The 17,245-nt window shown below is 66.1% G+C and carries 16 protein-coding genes and 1 tRNA gene; 4 read left to right on the forward strand and 13 right to left on the reverse strand.

Annotated features, from left to right (window positions below):
- Positions 1 to 80 precede the first annotated feature (80 nt).
- Positions 81 to 866 carry an SseB family protein gene (locus tag FOA17_RS14890; RefSeq protein ID WP_149142285.1) on the reverse strand — a complete coding sequence of 262 codons (786 nt, stop codon included), beginning with the start codon at positions 864 to 866 and terminating at the stop codon, positions 81 to 83.
- A complete protein-coding gene (locus FOA17_RS14895; RefSeq protein WP_149142286.1) occupies positions 863 to 1,462 on the reverse strand; it encodes a uracil-DNA glycosylase family protein in 600 nt (199 codons plus the stop codon). The genes FOA17_RS14890 and FOA17_RS14895 overlap by 4 nt, the downstream gene beginning before the upstream one ends.
- A 148-nt stretch (positions 1,463 to 1,610) precedes the next feature.
- Here FOA17_RS14895 and FOA17_RS14900 point away from each other — a divergent pair, with 148 nt between their 5' ends.
- The 4 genes from FOA17_RS14900 (at position 1,611) to kdsA (ending at position 6,120) form a co-directional block, all read left to right on the forward strand.
- Positions 1,611 to 2,810 (forward strand): Na+/H+ antiporter NhaA, encoded by a 1,200-nt coding sequence (locus tag FOA17_RS14900; RefSeq protein ID WP_149142287.1) that lies wholly within the window; start codon positions 1,611 to 1,613, stop codon positions 2,808 to 2,810.
- Positions 2,811 to 2,980: 170 nt separating this feature from the next.
- A complete protein-coding gene (locus FOA17_RS14905; RefSeq protein WP_149142288.1) occupies positions 2,981 to 3,640 on the forward strand; it encodes an ABC transporter ATP-binding protein in 660 nt (219 codons plus the stop codon).
- The gene (locus FOA17_RS14910) at positions 3,618 to 5,279 is read left to right on the forward strand and encodes a KpsE/RkpR family capsule polysaccharide export protein (protein WP_149142289.1); all 1,662 of its coding nucleotides are present in this window, start codon (positions 3,618 to 3,620) and stop codon (positions 5,277 to 5,279) included. Before FOA17_RS14905 ends, FOA17_RS14910 begins: the two co-directional genes overlap by 23 nt.
- A gap of 10 nt (positions 5,280 to 5,289) precedes the next feature.
- The gene (kdsA, locus tag FOA17_RS14915) at positions 5,290 to 6,120 is read left to right on the forward strand and encodes a 3-deoxy-8-phosphooctulonate synthase (protein ID WP_149142290.1); all 831 of its coding nucleotides are present in this window, start codon (positions 5,290 to 5,292) and stop codon (positions 6,118 to 6,120) included.
- 48 nt (positions 6,121 to 6,168) lie between these two features.
- Here the strand turns inward: kdsA and FOA17_RS14920 are convergent.
- The 11 genes from FOA17_RS14920 to FOA17_RS14970 form a co-directional block, all read right to left on the reverse strand.
- A tRNA-Arg gene (locus FOA17_RS14920) sits at positions 6,169 to 6,245 on the reverse strand.
- A gap of 45 nt (positions 6,246 to 6,290) precedes the next feature.
- Entirely contained in the window at positions 6,291 to 7,511 is a 1,221-nt protein-coding gene (locus FOA17_RS14925) for a cysteine desulfurase (RefSeq protein WP_149142291.1), read from the reverse strand.
- A complete protein-coding gene (locus FOA17_RS14930) occupies positions 7,511 to 8,008 on the reverse strand; it encodes a YIP1 family protein (protein ID WP_149142292.1) in 498 nt (165 codons plus the stop codon). The genes FOA17_RS14925 and FOA17_RS14930 overlap by 1 nt, the downstream gene beginning before the upstream one ends.
- On the reverse strand, positions 8,008 to 9,282 hold the full coding sequence (sufD, locus tag FOA17_RS14935) for a Fe-S cluster assembly protein SufD (protein WP_149142293.1): 1,275 nt from the start codon (positions 9,280 to 9,282) through the stop codon (positions 8,008 to 8,010). The genes FOA17_RS14930 and sufD overlap by 1 nt, the downstream gene beginning before the upstream one ends.
- Positions 9,282 to 10,037: a Fe-S cluster assembly ATPase SufC gene (sufC, locus tag FOA17_RS14940; RefSeq protein WP_149142294.1), complete on the reverse strand. Its 756-nt coding sequence runs from the start codon at positions 10,035 to 10,037 to the stop codon at positions 9,282 to 9,284. The genes sufD and sufC overlap by 1 nt, the downstream gene beginning before the upstream one ends.
- A 17-nt stretch (positions 10,038 to 10,054) precedes the next feature.
- Positions 10,055 to 11,566, reverse strand: a complete 1,512-nt coding sequence (gene sufB / locus FOA17_RS14945) for a Fe-S cluster assembly protein SufB (protein ID WP_149142411.1) — start codon at positions 11,564 to 11,566, stop codon at positions 10,055 to 10,057.
- A 16-nt stretch (positions 11,567 to 11,582) separates the two neighbouring features.
- On the reverse strand, positions 11,583 to 12,626 hold the full coding sequence (locus FOA17_RS14950) for a cysteine desulfurase family protein (RefSeq protein WP_149142295.1): 1,044 nt from the start codon (positions 12,624 to 12,626) through the stop codon (positions 11,583 to 11,585).
- Positions 12,623 to 13,981: a cysteine--tRNA ligase gene (gene cysS / locus FOA17_RS14955; RefSeq protein ID WP_149142296.1), complete on the reverse strand. Its 1,359-nt coding sequence runs from the start codon at positions 13,979 to 13,981 to the stop codon at positions 12,623 to 12,625. Before cysS ends, FOA17_RS14950 begins: the two co-directional genes overlap by 4 nt.
- A gap of 58 nt (positions 13,982 to 14,039) precedes the next feature.
- Positions 14,040 to 15,848 carry an ABC-F family ATP-binding cassette domain-containing protein gene (locus FOA17_RS14960; RefSeq protein WP_149142297.1) on the reverse strand — a complete coding sequence of 603 codons (1,809 nt, stop codon included), beginning with the start codon at positions 15,846 to 15,848 and terminating at the stop codon, positions 14,040 to 14,042.
- 65 nt (positions 15,849 to 15,913) lie between these two features.
- Entirely contained in the window at positions 15,914 to 16,624 is a 711-nt protein-coding gene (locus FOA17_RS14965) for a GNAT family N-acetyltransferase (protein ID WP_149142298.1), read from the reverse strand.
- Between the two features lie 33 nt (positions 16,625 to 16,657).
- The gene (locus tag FOA17_RS14970) at positions 16,658 to 17,128 is read right to left on the reverse strand and encodes an outer membrane protein assembly factor BamE (protein ID WP_149142299.1); all 471 of its coding nucleotides are present in this window, start codon (positions 17,126 to 17,128) and stop codon (positions 16,658 to 16,660) included.
- Positions 17,129 to 17,245: the final 117 nt, after the last annotated feature.

A 17,245-nucleotide genomic window follows, 5' to 3' on the forward strand; every position in this document is an offset into this window, starting at 1 on the left:
GGAGACCAGCGGGCCGCCCGGCCCGCGCAGGCGACGCCAAAGCCGTGCCGCCGCAGGCGGCTCCGCAAGACAAGCCCGGCTCAGCGCAGCTTCGGCGGCCGCTCCGGGTCCATGCCGGGGGGCTGGGGCGCGGGCGGCGCCTCCGCGACCGGCACGGGCAGGTCAAAGCGCAGCGCTACCGCCGCCATGGCACGCACCGCCGGCTCGGTGCCGGCGAGGAAGGCCACATCCATTTCGCCCGCCTCGATCCCCGAAAAGGTCAACGCCTCGGCCGCGGCGCGCGCCAGCGCCGCTTCGGCCCCCGCCACCGCATCGACAAAGGCCAGCATATGCCCGCGCCGCCCGCCGCGATAGACAACCGCCGCCAGCAGCGCCTGCCCCGCCAGCCCGCCCGCGCGCGCCAGTTTCGCGTCCAGCCCGGTGACCAGCGTCTCGGGCAGGCCCTTCGGCGGCTCGAACCGCTCCGGCACCGCCTCGGCCTCCTCGGGTTCATGGTCCAGCGTCTCGGCCAGCCAGTCCACCGCGAAAGCCGGCAGCAAGAGCGACGAGGGCGCGACGCCGAGGTTCACCCCCAGCCCGATGCCCTGCCCCGCCAGCTGCCGCGCGATCACCCGCCCGGGCAGCGCGGCATAGGGTGCGGGCACGCCGGTAAAGGCGCCCAGCCGTTCCTCGGTGTCAAAGACCAGCACGACCGGCCCGTCCTTCAGCTCAAAGATGCGCGGCGCCAGCACCTCGCCCTCGGCCTCGCGTTCCAGAAGCAGGATCATCTCGCCATCGGCCAGACGTTCATAGAATCGCAGGCGCGGGGCGTCCTCGCCCTCGGGCGCGGCGGCCATGGCCTCATAGGCCAGATCAAGCGGCGTCATCGGTCGTCGTCCTCCATCAGCGCCGCGACGCGCGCCCGCAATTCGGGCAGCAGTTCGGCGGCGAACCAGGGATTGCGCTTCAGCCACCCGGTATTCCGCCAGGACGGATGCGGCAAGGGGATAATCCCCCGCGCCGCCGGGCCGCGCCACTCGGTCACGACCTGGGTGACCGGCCGCCGGTCGCCCAGATGCCAGCGGATCGCCGCCGCCCCGACCGCCAGCACCAGCCGCACCGCACGGTGTTCGGCCATCAGCCGCGCGCGCCAGGTGGCGGCGCAAATCAGCGGCGGCGGCAGATCGGCGCCGCGCGCATCATAGCCGGGAAAGCAAAATGCCATCGGCAGGATCGCCACCCGGCTGCGATCATAAAAGGCGGCCGGCTCCAGCCCCAGCCAGTCGCGCAGCCGGTCGCCCGAGGGGTCGGTAAAGGGCTGGCCCGAGCGATGCACCCGCAGCCCCGGCGCCTGCCCCGCGATCAGCAGCCGCGCCGCCGGCCCATGCCACAGAACCGGGCGCGGCTCATGCGCGGTCGCGGTCGCGGCAAAGCGCGCGGCACAAAGGCGGCAGGCGGCGATCTCGGAGGCAAGCTGGTCCATCCTGCCAGCATGGCCCGGCCGATGCGGGGCTGCAACACCCTGCCGCCGCGCCCCGTCCCGGCATTGCCCCCCGTGCGCGGGACGGCTATCCCGGCGCAACCCCGACACCCGCTTGACGGGTGGCCCCACAGGACGGAAGCTGCGCCTGATGTATCGCGTCTCGACCTTCATCCGCCATTTCGCCCATGCGCTGCTTCTGGGCGCGCTGATCGCGACGATCTGGGTCAATCTTTCCCCGGCCAGCTATTATGACGTGATGGAGCGGCGGCTGTTCCCATTGCCGCTGCCGGCGGGGCTGATCTCGGATCACGTTGTCGTGACGCTGATCACGCTGACCTCTGACGCGCTGATGGCGCTGTTCTTCTTTCTGCTCGGCAAGGAGCTTTGGGAAGCCAACATGCTGGAACGCGGCGCGCTGCATGGCCGGCGCGGCGCCCTGCCCTTTCTGGCCACACTGGGCGCGATTGCCGGGGCGGTGCTGGTCTGGCTGCTGGTTTCTGCGCTGATCGAAACCGCCGAGGAGGCCGCCTTTGGCACCGGCTGGGCGGTGCCCGTGGGTGGCGACGCGGTGCTGAGCTATGTGATCGGGCGCCATGTCTTTGGCAAGGGCAGCCCGGCGCTGCATCTTCTGCTGCTGATCGCCATCGGCGCCGATCTGGCGGGGCTGCTGGCGCTGACGCTGGTCGCGCCGCTCGATCCTGCGCGGCTTGTCTGGCTGGCGCTGCCGCTGGGCGCGGTGCTGGCGGTCTGGCTGATGTTCGGCCGCCATGCCCGCGCGCGGTCCGAGCGCGAAAGGCAAGAGGCGCGGCATCTGTGGCCCTATATCATCGCGGGACTGGCGAGCTGGGTCGGCGTGACCGCCGCGGGCCTGCCGGGGGCGCTTGGCCTTTTGCCGGTGATCCCGGCCATTCCGCATGCGCGCCGGGCCTTCGGCCTGTTCGCCGAGGCGGAGGAGCTGTTGCACGATCCGCTGAACCGCATCGCGCATATGGTGGTCAAGCCGCTGGTCGCGGTGCTGTTCCTGTTCGGGCTGACCCGGGGCGGCATCGACCTGCGCGCCTTTGCGCCCACCACGATCACGGTGCTGGCGGCCTTCTGGATCGGCAAGCCGCTGGGCCTCATGCTGGGCGTCACACTGGCACGACGGCTGAGCGGTCTGCCGCTGCCCGCCGATCTTGCCATGGCCGATATCGTCCGCATCGCCGCCCTGATGGGCCTGGGCTTCACCGTGCCGCTGGTCGCGCTCGAGACCGCGCTGCCCGGCGGCGCCATGGCCGAGGCCGCGCGGCTGGGCCTCGCGCTCAGCCTGCTGATCGGGCCGCTTCTGATCGTCACACATCGCCGCTGACAGGCCCGTGGCGGTGGACAGCCCGCGCCGCTGCCGACATAATGCAGCCCCAATTGGGGCCTATCCTGCCCCCCGACGGAAACGAGTGACCGAGTATTAACGAAGATGTCCTATCCGGGGAAACAACCGGGCGGACAGGGGCGCCGGGCAGCTGGCGCAATGAGGCGCGGATGATCGAGTTCGAAAATGTCAGCAAGTCCTTCTGGACGGGCAAGCAGCGCAAGGTGATCCTTGACCGCGCCTCGTTCCGGGTGGAGCTGGGCAATTCGCTGGGTATCCTTGCCAGGAACGGCACCGGCAAGACCACGATCATCAACATGATGGCCGGGCTGGAAAAGGCCGATGAAGGGCGGATCACCCGCACCTCGCGCATTTCCTTTCCGCTGGGCTTCATGGGCGGGCTGATCAACAAGCACAGCGCGACCGAGAATGTGCGCTATATCGCGCGGCTCTACGCGCTCGACCCCGACTATATCGAAAGCTTCTGCCGCTGGCTTTGCGGGCTGGACGAATATTTCGACATGCCAGTCGGCACCTATTCGGCGGGGATGCGGTCGCGCCTGTCCTTTGCACTGATGCTGGCGCTGGAATTCGACATCTACCTGATCGACGAGGGCATGCCCTCCACCACCGATGTCGAATTCAACCGCAAGGCCGGCTCGATCCTGAAACAGCGGCTGGAGAATACGACCATGGTCGTCGTCTCGCACCAGGCCGCCACGCTGGAAAAATTCTGCCGCTCGGCGGCGGTGCTGCGCAACGGGCAGCTTTACATGTTCGACACCCTCGAAGAGGCGAAGCGTCTTTATGACTACGAAGCTCAAAGTTAAGCGGTTCCGCATTCGCCGCCCCGAGCCGGTGACCCCGCTTCCCCCGCGTGAGGCGGTCGCGCAAGAGGGCATGCTGTTCGCGCCCACGGCCGATGATGACGGCTTTGCCGGGCAATCCTTCGTCAAGCCCGAGGCCGCTGCCAATGCCGGCCCCCGCGCCGCCGGCACCGAGATGGACGAGATCCGGCGCGAGGGGCTGACCGGGCGCCAGCTGCGGCTGGCCCGGCGGCTGGCGCAAAAGCACAACCTGCCCGCCACCTCGGATTTCGATGCGGTCCGGCTGCTGCGGCAGGCCGGGCTTGACCCGTTCCAGCGCACCAACCTGCTGGATCTGCTGCCCGGTGGCGATGGCGATGGCGGCGCCCCGCCCTCCGCAGGCCCGCCCGGCCGCGCCCTGGCGCCGGTGCCGGGCGACGGGGTGCAACTGCCCCAGACCATCCGCCCCGCCGCCCTGCCCTCGACCGAGGTGCAAGCCGAACGCAGCCATGCCGATGACATCATGCGCATCCAGCGCGATCTGGCGCGGCGGCGGCGGCGGCGCTCGGCGCTGCTGGCGGTGCGGATGTTCTTTTTCGTGGGCCTGCCCACGCTGCTGACCGCCTTCTACTATTACTTCGTCGCCTCGCCGCTTTATGCCACCAATACCGAATTCGTCATCCAGCAGGCGGGCAGTTCCGGCCGGGGCGGCGCCAGCGGTCTGGGCGGGCTGTTGCAGGGCACGAGCCTGGCCAATTCGCAGGATTCGATCACCGTCCAGGGCTATCTGCAATCGCGCGACGCGATGATCCGGCTCGACAAGGATCACGGTTTCCGCGCCCATTTCGAAGACCCGTCCATCGACCCGATCCAGCGGCTTGACCCCGATGCAACGCTGGAAAAGGCCTATCGCACCTATACCCGGAACATCCATATCAGCTACGACCCGTCCGAGGGGCTGATCAAGATGGAGGTGATCGCCGCCGATCCCGCCAAATCCGAGGAATTCGCCCGCGCTCTGGTCGGCTATGCCGAGGAACAGGTCGATCAGCTGACGCAACGCCTGCGCGAAGACCAGATGGCCGGCGCGCGCGATGCCTATGCCGATGCCGAAAAGGCCATGACCGACGCACAGCGCCGCGTCGTCGAATTGCAGGAGAAATACAAGGTTCTCAGCTCCGAGGTGGAGGTGCAGCTGATCACCGCCCAGATCGGCAATCTGGATACGCAGCTCACCGCCGACCGGCTGTCGCTGCAACAGATGGAAAGCAACGCCCGCCCCAACTCTGCCCGGCTGGAACCGCTCAAGCGCCGCATCGCCGCGCTTGAAGGCCAGATCGCCGATCTGCGCGCCAGGCTGACCGAGGCGGGCGGCGGCGAACAGAGCCTGGCCGTCGTGCAGGGCGATCTGCACATGGCGCAGGCCGATGTGGAAACCCGCCGCCTGCTGCTGGCCCAGTCGCTTGAGGCCCTGGAGGGCGCAAGGCTGGAGGCCAACCGCCAGGTGCGCTACCTGTCGCTTTCCGTCAGCCCCGTCGCCCCCGACGAGGCCACCTATCCCAAGGCCTTTGAATATACGGTGGTTGCGCTTCTGATCTTTGGCGGTATCTACCTGATGATCTCGATGACCGTGGCAATCCTGCGCGAACAGGTCTCGGGCTGAGGAGAAGGCGATGAAGAATGTGCAGATCGGCGGGCTGACCGCCGGCAATGACCAGCCGCTGCTGGTGATCGCGGGCCCGTGCCAGCTGGAAAGCCTGGACCACGCCCAGATGATCGCGGGCCGCATGGCCGAGGCCTGCGCGGCGGCGGGCGCGCAATATGTGTTCAAGGCCAGCTTCGACAAGGCCAACCGCACCAGCCTCAAGGGCAAGCGCGGCCTGGGCATCGACGCGGGCCTCAAGGTGCTGGAGGCCGTGCGCGCCATGGGCATGCCGGTGCTGACCGACATCCATGACGCCGATCAGGCCCGCGCCGCGGCGCAGGTGGTGGATGTGATCCAGATCCCCGCCTTTCTCTGCCGCCAGACCGACCTTCTGCTGGCCGCAGGCGAAACCGGGGCCGTGGTGAACATCAAGAAGGGTCAGTTCCTTGCGCCCTGGGACATGGCAAATGTCGCCGAAAAGGTCGCCTCGACCGGGAATGAGCGTATCCTGCTCACCGAGCGCGGGGTCAGCTTCGGCTATAATACCCTGGTCGCCGACATGCGCAGCCTGCCGATCATGGCGCGCACCGGCTGGCCGATCATCATGGACGCCACCCATTCGGTGCAGCAACCAGGCGGCCAGGGCGGCAGCTCTGGCGGCCAGCGCGAATTCGCCCCGGTCATGGCGCGCTGCGCGGTCGCGATCGGGATTGCGGGCGTCTTCATCGAAACGCATGAGGCGCCGGATACCGCGCCGTCAGACGGGCCGAACATGATCCCGCTGGATCAGATGCCGGCGCTGATCGACAGCCTGATGGCTTTCGACAGGCTGGCCAAAGCCAACCCGCTTCATGTGTAAGCCGATGACTTGAAACAAGAAAGCCGCCCCGAGGGGCGGCTTTTTTCCTGGCGCACCCAGCACGATTCGAACGTGCGACCTTTGCCTTCGGAGGGCAACGCTCTATCCAGCTGAGCTATGGGTGCGTTGCGGCTTGCATAGACCAAGCCGCAGAGGGGTGCAACCGGAAATCAGGCGAAAAGATCGTGGCACAGCTCCAGTGCCTCGACCAGTTTGTCGATCTCGGCTTCGGTATTATACAGCGCAAGCGAGGCACGGCAGGTCGCCGTCACCCCCAGATGCTGCATCAGCGGCATGGCGCAATGGGTGCCCGCGCGCACGGCGATGCCCTTCTTGTCCAGCACGGTGGAAATGTCATGCGCATGGGCCGGCCCCTGCATGGTGAAGGAAAAGATCGCGCCCTTCTCGACAGAATTTCCCTGAATGTTCAGCCAGTTGAGCCCGGACAGCCGCGCATTTGCATAGTCGCGCAGCGCCCGTTCGCGCGCGGCGACCTGCGCCATGCCCAGACCCATCAGGTAATTCAGCGCGACCCCCATGCCGATCTGCTGCACGATGCCGGGGGTGCCCGCCTCGAACCGCATCGGTGGCGCGGCATAGCTGACCGCGTCGCGGGTGACCTCGCGGATCATGTCGCCACCGCCGAGGAAGGGGCGCATCTCCTCCATCCGCTCGCTACGGATATAGATCGCCCCCGAACCTGAGGGGCCATAGAGCTTGTGCCCGGTGATGGCGTAGAAATCACAGCCAATCGCCTGCACATCGACCGGCATATGCACCGCGCCCTGGCTGCCATCGACCAGCACCGGCACGCCCCGCGCCCGCGCCGCCCGGCAGATCGCGGCGACATCGACCACGGTGCCGGTCACGTTCGACATCTGGGTGATCGCCACCAGCCGCGTCTTCGGGCCGATTGCGTCGATCACCGCCTGCGGGTCCAGGTCGCCATTCTGGTCACATTCGACCCATTTCAGCACCACGCCCTGCCGTTCACGCAGGAAATGCCAGGGCACGATATTGGCGTGATGTTCCAGGATCGACAGCACGATCTCATCGCCGGGTTGCAGCCGCGGGGCGGCCCAGGCGTAGGAAATCAGGTTGATCCCCTCGGTCGCACCGGTGGTAAAGACGATCTCCTCCTCCGACCCGGCATTGAGGAAGCGCGCGACGATGCCGCGCACCGCCTCGTATTTCTCGGTCGCGAGATTCGACAGGTAATGCAGCCCGCGATGCACATTTGCATATTCATGCGAGTAGCTTTGCAAAATCGAGTCGATCACCACCTGCGGCTTTTGCGCCGAGGCGCCGTTGTCCAGATAGACCAGCGGCTTGCCATTCACTTCCCGCGCGAGAATCGGGAAATCGGCCCGGACCTTGGCAATATCCAGCATCACTGCCCCCCTTGCGCGACCCGCCGCGCCCCGCGCAGATTGCGCATCCACAGATACAGGAACCCGGCAAAGGTCAGCGCGCCGATCAAGGTCTTGGCCGGCCCCGGCCCCATGAAGCCCGCCACCAGCCCGTTCAGCAGCAGCAAGGGCGCGATGGCCAGCAGCGCCCAGAACAGCGCCATTCGCGCCCCGAAACCGCTGACCGGGGCACCGAACAGCCGCATTGCAAATTGCGAAGCCAGCGCCAGCAAATATGCAAAAAGCGGCCAGATGAAAATCGTCGCCAGCAGCGCCGCACCAAAGCGCGCATCCAGCGGCCGGGACGGATCCAGAAAGGCATCACGCGACAGTTGCGGCCATTGCGCGACAAAGCTGACAAGGCTTGCACCCATCAGCGTGGCCAGCGCACGATCCTCGCGCGGGCCGCCCGCCAGCCGGCGCGCCATCACCGTTTCGGGCGCGCGCCAACTGGCCAGCATGTCACGCAGCACCGACATCAGCCACCGTGCCGCCCGAGCCAGGCTTCCAGCCGTGCACGGATATCCTCGGCGATCGCCTCATCCTCGATCTCGCCGATGGCCTCGGCCAGGAAGGCCAGCACGAGCAGCGATTGCGCCTGCCGTAGCGGCACACCGCGCGACCGCAGGTAGTAAAGTGCCGTTTCGTCAATCGCGCCCGAGGTCGATCCATGCGAACATTTCACGTCATCGGCATAGATCTCAAGCTCCGGCTTGGCCAGGAACTGCGAGGTTTCGTCGAGCAGCAGGCTCTGGCTGATCTGATAACCATCGGTCTTTTGCGCGCCCGGCTGCACCAGAATCTTGCCCTGGAACACGCCGACCGCGCCGTTCTTCAGCACCTTCTTGAACACCTGGCGGCTTTCGCAACGCTCGGCGGCATGGGTCACGAAAACCGTATCGTCATGGTGGAAATCGCCGTCGCCGACCGCAGCGCCTGCCACATGCGCCACCGCATCGTCGCCGGTCAGTTCCAGCACCGCCTCATTGCGGGTCAGAACGCCATTCGCAGTCAGAGTGAAGCTCTTGAACAGCGAACCGGCGCCCAGACGGGCAAAGATATGCGTCACCGCGCGGCGTTCGTGATCACGCCCCTGCGCACGGATGTGATGGAAACGCGCGCCATCGGCGACCTCGACCTCCAGCACCTTGTTGAAGCGCGCGGCGGCCGGACCGTTTTCCAGCAGCGTCAGTTCCGCCCCCGGTGCCAGCTTCACGCAATGATGGAGGATCGCATCAGAAGACTCTGATTTATGAAGATAAATCAGATTGATCGGCCGCGCCGCCCTGCCGGTTACATGGATCAGCACACCTTCGGTCGCCGCGGCGGTATTCAAGGCCGCCAGCGGGCGCGCGACGGGGGTCTGGCCCCGCGCCTCCAGCACACCATAAAGACCCTGCGCCCAATGGATATCGGCGCCCGCACTGAGGAATTCCACCCCCGCCGCGGCGGGATCGTCGGATTGCGTCGGGTCGAAAACCCCATCGACAAAGACCAGCCGCACCCGGTCGATCCCGTCGAAAAGCGGCGTCTCGTCGCCCGCGTCGAACAGCGCGGCCGGCGTCGGTTGCGCCGCAGTCAGCGTCGTCGGGTCGGTGTAGCGCCAATATTCATCGCGCTTGCCCGGCAGGCCCATGGAGGCCAGACGCGCCTGCGCATCGGCCCGGGCCGGCGCCGACCAGCCGCCCTGCGGAAGGCTCAGCCCCGCCAGACGCGCGGCCAGCGCATCCTGTTTCGCCTGCGCCACCGCCATCACAGCACCTCGGCCAGAATGTCGGCATACCCGTTGTTCTCGACCTCGAGCGCCAGTTCCGGCCCGCCGGTCTTCACGATGCGGCCATCGGCCATGATATGCACCACATCAGGTTTGATATGGTCCAGAAGCCTTTGATAATGCGTGATGACCAGGAATGCCCGGCCCGCATCGCGCAGCGCGTTCACCCCATCGGCCACCAGCTTCATCGCGTCCACATCGAGCCCCGAATCCGTCTCGTCAAGGATGCACATCTTGGGTTCCAGCATCGCCATCTGAAGGATTTCGTTGCGCTTCTTCTCACCGCCCGAAAAGCCCACATTGACCGGGCGCTTCATCATCTCGGCGTCGATTTTCAGCGCCTTGGCCTTTTCCCGCACGACCTTGAGGAATTCGCCCGCGCTCATTTCCTCTTGCCCGCGCGCCTTGCGTTGCGCGTTCACGGCGGTCCGCAGAAAGGTCATGTTGCCGACGCCCGGAATTTCGACCGGATATTGGAAGGCTAGGAACAGGCCAGCGGCGGCGCGTTCCTCGGGCTCCATCTCCAACAGCTCAACGCCGTCCAGCGTTGCGGAACCGTCGGTCACCTCATAGCCGTCGCGCCCCGACAGCACGTAGCTCAGCGTCGATTTGCCCGACCCGTTCGGCCCCATGATCGCATGCACCTTGCCGGCCTCGACCGTCAGGTTCACACCCTTGAGGATCACCTTGTCGTCTTCTTCAAGCTTGACGTGCAGGTTGTTGATTTCCAGCATTTTTCTGATCCAGTATCTCAGCCGACCGAGCCTTCGAGGCTGATCGCGACGAGGCTTTGCGCCTCCATTGCAAATTCCATTGGCAAAGCTTGCAAAACCTCTTTGCAAAAGCCGTTCACCACCAGCGCGACCGCTTCCTCCTCGTCCATCCCGCGCGAGCGGCAGTAGAACAGCTGGTCGTCATCGACCTTGGAGGTGGTCGCCTCATGCTCCACCCGCGAGGAATTGTTCTTCACCTCGATATAGGGAACCGTATGCGCCCCGCATTTGTCGCCAATCAGCAGGCTGTCGCATTGCGTGTAATTGCGGCTGTTGGTGGCCTTCGGGTGCATGCTGACCAGACCGCGATAGGTGTTCTGCGCCCGGCCCGCGCTGATGCCCTTGGACACGATGCGCGACTTGGTGTTCTTGCCCAGATGCACCATCTTGGTGCCGGTATCGGCCTGCTGGGCATTGTTGGCGATGGCGATCGAATAGAATTCGCCCTGGCTGCCCTCGCCGCGCAGGATGCAGGACGGGTATTTCCAGGTGATCGCCGAGCCGGTCTCGACCTGGGTCCACATCACCTTGGCGCGCGGGCCGCGGCAATCGGCACGCTTGGTGACAAAGTTGTAGATGCCGCCCTTGCCGTTCTCGTCGCCCGGATACCAGTTCTGGACGGTGGAATATTTCACCTCGGCATCGTCGAGGATCACGATCTCCACCACCGCGGCATGCAATTGATGCGTATCGCGTTTCGGCGCGGTGCAGCCTTCCAGGTAGCTCACATAGGCGCCCTTGTCAGCCACGATCAGCGTGCGCTCGAACTGCCCGGTATTTTCGGCATTGATGCGGAAATAGGTGCTCAGTTCCATCGGGCAGCGCACGCCTTCGGGCACATAGACAAAGCTGCCGTCGGAAAACACCGCGCTGTTGAGCGTGGCAAAGAAGTTGTCCGATTGCGGCACGACCGAGCCCAGATATTTCTGCACAAGTTCGGGATATTCGCGGATCGCCTCGGAGATCGAGCAGAAGATGACCCCGGCCTTCTTCAGTTCTTCCTTGAAGGTGGTGCCGACCGAGACGCTGTCGAACACCGCGTCCACCGCCACCTTGCGCGGCTCGTCCGAACCTTCGACGCCGGCCAGAAGCATCTGTTCCTTCAGCGGAATTCCCAGCTTTTCATAGGTGGCCAGCAGCTTCGGGTCCACCTCGTCCAGCGATTTCGGTTTTTGCGCCATGCTTTTCGGCTTGGCGTAATAATACTGGTCCTGATAGTCGATCTCGGGATAGCTGAGCATCGCCCAGCGTGGCTCTTCCATCTGCTGCCAGCGCCGAAACGCCGCCAGCCGCCAGTCGAGCATCCATTGCGGCTCGCCGTTCTTTTCGCTGATGAGGCGCACGATATCCTCGTTCAGCCCCTTCGGCGCATATTCGGTCTCGATCTCGGTTTCCCAGCCATGCTTGTATTTGCCGGCCATGGCCTGCACGGTCTCGATGGTTTCGCGATCCACGCCTTCGCGCAGTTCGATCTGGTCTTCGGCGTCCATCGCCATGCGTCCCTCCTCAGACCCGCGCGCGGGCCTTGCGATAAAGTGCGGTCCAGGCTTCGGCAAAGCGCAGCGCCTGGTCCTTCGTCGTGTCCGGCCCGATCGAGACCCGCAGCGCCGAGGCGGCGGCGGTGTCATCGAAGCCCATGGCGCGCAGAACCCGGCTGGCCTTGACCTTGCCCGAGGAACAGGCCGAGCCCGCCGAAACGGCGAAACCCGCCAGATCCATCTGCATCACCTGCGTCTCGCCCTTCCAGCCCGGCGTCACCAGACACAGGGTATTCGGAAGCCGCGCGGCGCCTTTTCCGACTGAAATAGTCTCATTTGCTTCGGCTGACAATGCTGACTCTAGAATATTTCTAATTTCAGCCACCTGATCCCAGATGCCATTGGCCAGATCGCGCGCCGCCGCCTCGGCCGCAGCGGCGAAACCGGCGATGCCGATCAGGTTTTCGGTGCCGGCGCGGCGGCCCATTTCCTGCCCGCCGCCGCGGATCTGCGCGGTGATGTCCAGCCCGCGCCGGATCACCAACGCCCCGATTCCCTTGGGCCCGCCCAGCTTGTGCGCCGAAACCAGCCCCATATCGGCGCCCAGCCAGTTGAAGGCCAGCGGCACCTTGCCAAAGGCCTGGGTCAGGTCGCTGACGGCCAGCCCTTCAGGCAGTGTTTGCAATATGCCGGTCTCAGAGTTTGCATATTGCAGCGCGCTGCGCGGCGGGTCCGACACCGCCACCTGCCCCGCGCGATCGGCCGCCAGATCAGCTGCGCACCAGGCGCTGACCGCCTCATGCTCCACCTCGGCACAGCGCAGCCCGCGCCCGGCACAGGCCAGCGCCGCCGCCTCGGTGGCGCCCGAGGTGAAGACAAGATCGGCGCCATCGGCCCCGAGCGCCGCCGCGATCTGACCGCGCGCATGTTCCATCAACGCCTTGGCCGCGCGCCCCTCGGCATGGACAGAGGAAGGGTTGCCCACGACCTCCATCGCCGCGACCATCGCCGCCTTCGCCTCGGGGCGCAGCGGGGCAGTGGCGTTCCAGTCGAGATAGCTGCGCGGCGTCATGCGAGAACCGGCAGTTTCGCAGGGTCGAATCCCGCCGCCGGCAGCAGTTCGACCCCGGCCTTCGACATGCGCACCTCTACCCCCGCCGCCATCAGCGCGGATTTCATCGCATCGACGGCAGAGAAATCCTTGCTTTCCATGGCCTTGTCCCGCAACGCCCCGAGCTGCGCCGCATAGGGGGCAAGGTCGATCGTCACTTCGGCCCAGGCCCCCATCTCCGGCTCCAGCAGCCCCAGCAGCTGTGCCGAGGCCAGCAGCCCGGCCGCGTCCCCCGCCCCGGCCAGGCGATGCAGTTCCGCCAGGGCGCCCGCGGTATTGAGATCTTGCGACAGCGCCGCAACCACCGCCTCCGCCACCGCGCCCGGCGCGGCACCCGCCGTCAGCATCCGCCATTTGCGCAGCGTCGCCTCGGCCTGCGCAGCCTTTTCCGCCGTCCAGTCCATCGGCTTTGCATAATGGGTTTGCAAATATACCAGACGGATCACCTCGCCCGGATAGCCCTGATCCAGCAGATCGCGCACGGTGAAGAAGTTGCCGAGCGATTTCGACATCTTCTTGCCCTCGACCTGGAGCATCTCATTATGCATCCAGATATTTGCAAATTTGCCAGACGGGTTTGCACAGCAGCTCTGCGCCACCTCATTCTCATGATGCGGGAATTGCAGGTCGATGCCGCCGCCATGAATATCGAAGGTCTCGCCCAGCAGTTCGCGACTCATAGCCGAGCATTCGATATGCCAGCCCGGCCGCCCCCGCCCCCAGGGGCTGTCCCAGCCCGGCAGGTCGTCGGAGGAGGGTTTCCACAGCACGAAATCCATCGGATCGCGCTTGTAAGGCGCGACCTCGACCCGGGCGCCGGCGATCATGTCATCGACCGACCGGCCCGACAGCGCGCCATAGGCCGGAAAACTGCGCACATCGAACAGCACATGCCCCTCGGCCGCATAGGCGTGCCCGCGCGCGATCAGCGCCTCGATCATGGCGATCATCGGACCGATGTAATCGGTCGCGCGCGGCTCATGCGTCGGGCGCAGCGCGCCGAGCGCGTCCATATCGGCGTGATACCAGCCGATCGTCTCGTCCGTGATGGCGCGGATCGGGCGGCGGGTCTCGGCCGCGCGAGCGTTGATCTTGTCATCGACATCGGTGAAATTGCGCACATATGTCACGTTTTCAAGGCCATAGACATGGCGCAGCAGCCGGAACAACGTGTCGAAGACTACGACGGGCCGGGCATTGCCGATATGCGCGCGGTCATAGACGGTCGGGCCGCAGACATACATGCGCACCTTGCCGGGTTGCAGCGGCTGCAACGCCTCATCCTGACGGGTGCGGGTATTCCAGAGCCTGATCATGCGGGCCTCCTTGCGGTCTGGCCTGCGGGATAGCGGTTTCGCGCCGATTTGGAAAGGCTCAGGCCTTTTCGGCCAGGATAAGCCATTCCTCCTCGGCAGCGCCGAGCGCGGCCTGGCGTTCGGCCAACATTTCGGTCGCTTTGCGAAACTTCACCGGCTCCTTTGCAAACAGGTCCGGATCGGCCAGCAAATCCCCCAGCTTTGCAATTTCATGTTCCAGCTTTGCAATCACATCCGGCAGCGCATCCAGCCGCTTGCGTTCGGTAAAGCTCAGCCCTTCGGCCTTGCGCGGTGCGGCGGCCACGGGTTCAGCCGGTTTCGGCGGGGCGGACCGGGCGGCGGCGGCGGCCTCGACCGGCGCGGGGCGCTGCGCGAGGTAATCGGTCCAGCCGCCGGCATAGACCGTGGCGCGGCCTTCGCCCTCCAACGCGATGGTGGTGGTGGCAACGCGGTCGATGAAATCGCGGTCATGGCTGACCAGCAGCACCGTGCCATCATATTCACCCAGCAGATCTTGCAAGAGATCGAGCGTCTCCACATCCAGATCGTTGGTCGGTTCGTCCAGAATCAGCAGGTTGCTTTCCTGCGCCATCAGCCGCGCCAGCAGAAGCCGCGCCTTTTCGCCGCCCGAAAGCGACCGCACCGGCGCCCGGGCCTGCTGTTCGCTGAACAGGAAATCCTTGAGATAGGCGACCACATGTTTGGGCACGCCGCGTACCATGACCTGATCCGAAGCGCCCGACACCGCCATCAGCGGATCGCCGGTCAGGTTTTCCCACAGGGTCGCATCGGCATCGAGCTGGGCGCGGGTCTGGTCAAATACCGCGATTTGCAAATTGGTGCCCAGCGTCACCGTGCCGGCATCGGGCGCCTCTTGCCCGACCAGCATCTTGAGCAGCGTGGTCTTGCCGATACCATTCGGCCCGACAAAGGCGACCCGGTCGCCGCGCAGCACGCGCAAGTCGAAATTGCGAATGATGCATTTTGCATCATAGGCTTTGCAAAGTCCGGTCGCCTCGATCACCTTCTTGCCCGAGGTCGGGCCGCTGTCGAGCTCCAGGGCCGCCGTGCCCTGGCGGCGGATCATCGCTGCCCGTTGCGCGCGCAGATCCTGCAAGGCCCGCACGCGCCCCATATTGCGCTTGCGCCGGGCCGAGATGCCCTCGACCGCCCATTTCGCCTCATGCTTGATCTTGCGTTCCAGCTTGTGCCGGGCGTCATCTTCCTCGGTCCAGATCTGCTCGCGCCACTCCTCGAATCCGTCAAAGCCCGTCTCGCGGCGGCGCACCTGGCCGCGATCGACCCAAAGCGTCGCGCGGCTCAGCGCCTTGAGAAAGGCGCGGTCGTGGCTGATCAGCACAAAGGCCGTGCGGGTTTCGGACAGTTCACGTTCAAGCCACTGAATTGCCTGGATATCCAGATGGTTCGTGGGTTCGTCCAGCAGCATCAGCTCTGGCGCTTCGGCCATCAGCTTGGCCAGAGCCGCCCGCCGGCGTTCCCCGCCCGAGGCGGCGGAGACAAGCGTTTCGGGGCGGAATTTCAGCCCCTCGGCCACCACGGCCACGCGATAGGCCTCATCCTCGGGCAGATGCGCGGCGGCGTAATCGCCCAGCGTCGCATAAGAAGACAGATCGGGATCCTGCTCCATATAGCCGACGGTCACACCGGGGGGCACGGTGCGCGTGCCGGCATCGGGTTCGACCAGCCCCGCCATGATCTTCATCAGGGTGGATTTGCCCGATCCGTTGCGCCCGACCAGCGCCACGCGATCGCCGGGCTGGACCGTCAGGTCGAGCCCCTCGAACAGGGGGTTTCCACCGAAGGTGAGCGAGATGCCGGAAAGCTGGAGAAGGGGTGCGCGTGCCATGCCGCCGAGGTAGCCGCGCGAATGAGAACCGTCAAGCCGGGCGCTTGCGGCTGCAAATTGCAAACTCAGGCCTTTGCAATCATCCGCAGCGCTGCCACCCGGGCAGGCGGGATGCGCGCGACCTCGAGCGCGGTAAAGACATGCAGCGTATCCAGCCCGCCGTCGATCACCGCATGATCCGACACCCAGCCCCCCATGCCGAGATAGCTGCGCAACAGCGGCGGCAGCGCCGCGATGGCGGGGGCGGCGGTGATGCCCGCCAGATCGACCGTCTCGGGCGCCTTGCGGCCAGGCCGCCAGGCCGGGGGCGCGATGCGACCCGCCAGACAGGCGAGGCCCGGCAGATGCGGCGCGGGATCGGCGCCCGCAAAGGAAGTGCAGCCGAACAGCAGCGTGACGCCCCGCGCCTCGACCAGCCGCGCGAGCCCGCCCCAGGCTAGGCGCAAGAGATCGGCATCGGGCGCCCCCGGGGCAAGACAGAAACGCCCGATTTCCAGCACCGGGCCGGGATGCGCCGCCAGGCGCGACAGATCGTAGAATTGCGCCGAATAGCCCTCGGTCATCGCGGCGGCGCGGGGCAGCAGCGCCAGCCGGCAACAGCCGCGCAGCACCTCGCCCTCTTCGATCAGCAGATGATCGCAGCGCGGATCAAAGGGATCGGCGTCGCGGCCGGGCCGGCCATGGAAACACAGGTGCCGCAGTGCCTGGGCGCGCGCCAGATCGGCATCGCCCGTGCCGAGGCGCACCCGGTAGCGGCCCTTTTCCAGCGGCTGCATGGCGCGACCCCCTGCCCGGCGGCGCGGCCCGCCTCAGTCCACGATCTGATCGGCGCGCAACCGCCCGATCGAGCCGAACAGCTGCTTGAGGAAACCGACGCCCTTGATATTGCTGTCGGTCACCCGACGCGACAGCGCGATGACGCGGCCGCGTTCCAGGCCAAAGCGCTCGACATTCGCCACGGTGCCGGCCTCGGTGAAGGTCACCGCGACGACCTGGCGGTCGATCTCCTGCGGGGCGCGGGCGCCCAGCTGTTTCCAGCGGCTTTGCACATAGAACCAGCCGACATCGTTGAGCAGCCCCGAGGCCGAGGGACGGCCGATCTTTTCCGCCACCTGTTCGCGCGTATCGCCGACCTGGACCAGCGAAAGCTCGTCCTCGACCGGGATATAGCCGTGGTTGCGATAGATCGGCGTGCAGCCCAGCAGTGAAACCGAGAGAAGACCGCCCGCGAGCCAGGGCGCAACGCGCCGTCCCACTCGCACCAACCGTGCCGCTGCCATGATCTCTCCCGTCGTTGCCGGGATCAGGGCCTTGCCAAGCCCGGCCTGGCCCCCTATCCCGGTAGCATCTTCCGTCCGGGCTGTGCCGGTTCCCCTCCGGCTTACAGCAAGGTCGGG

This window comes from Gemmobacter caeruleus (assembly GCF_008271655.1).
Taxonomy (GTDB): Bacteria; Pseudomonadota; Alphaproteobacteria; order Rhodobacterales; family Rhodobacteraceae; genus Gemmobacter; species Gemmobacter caeruleus.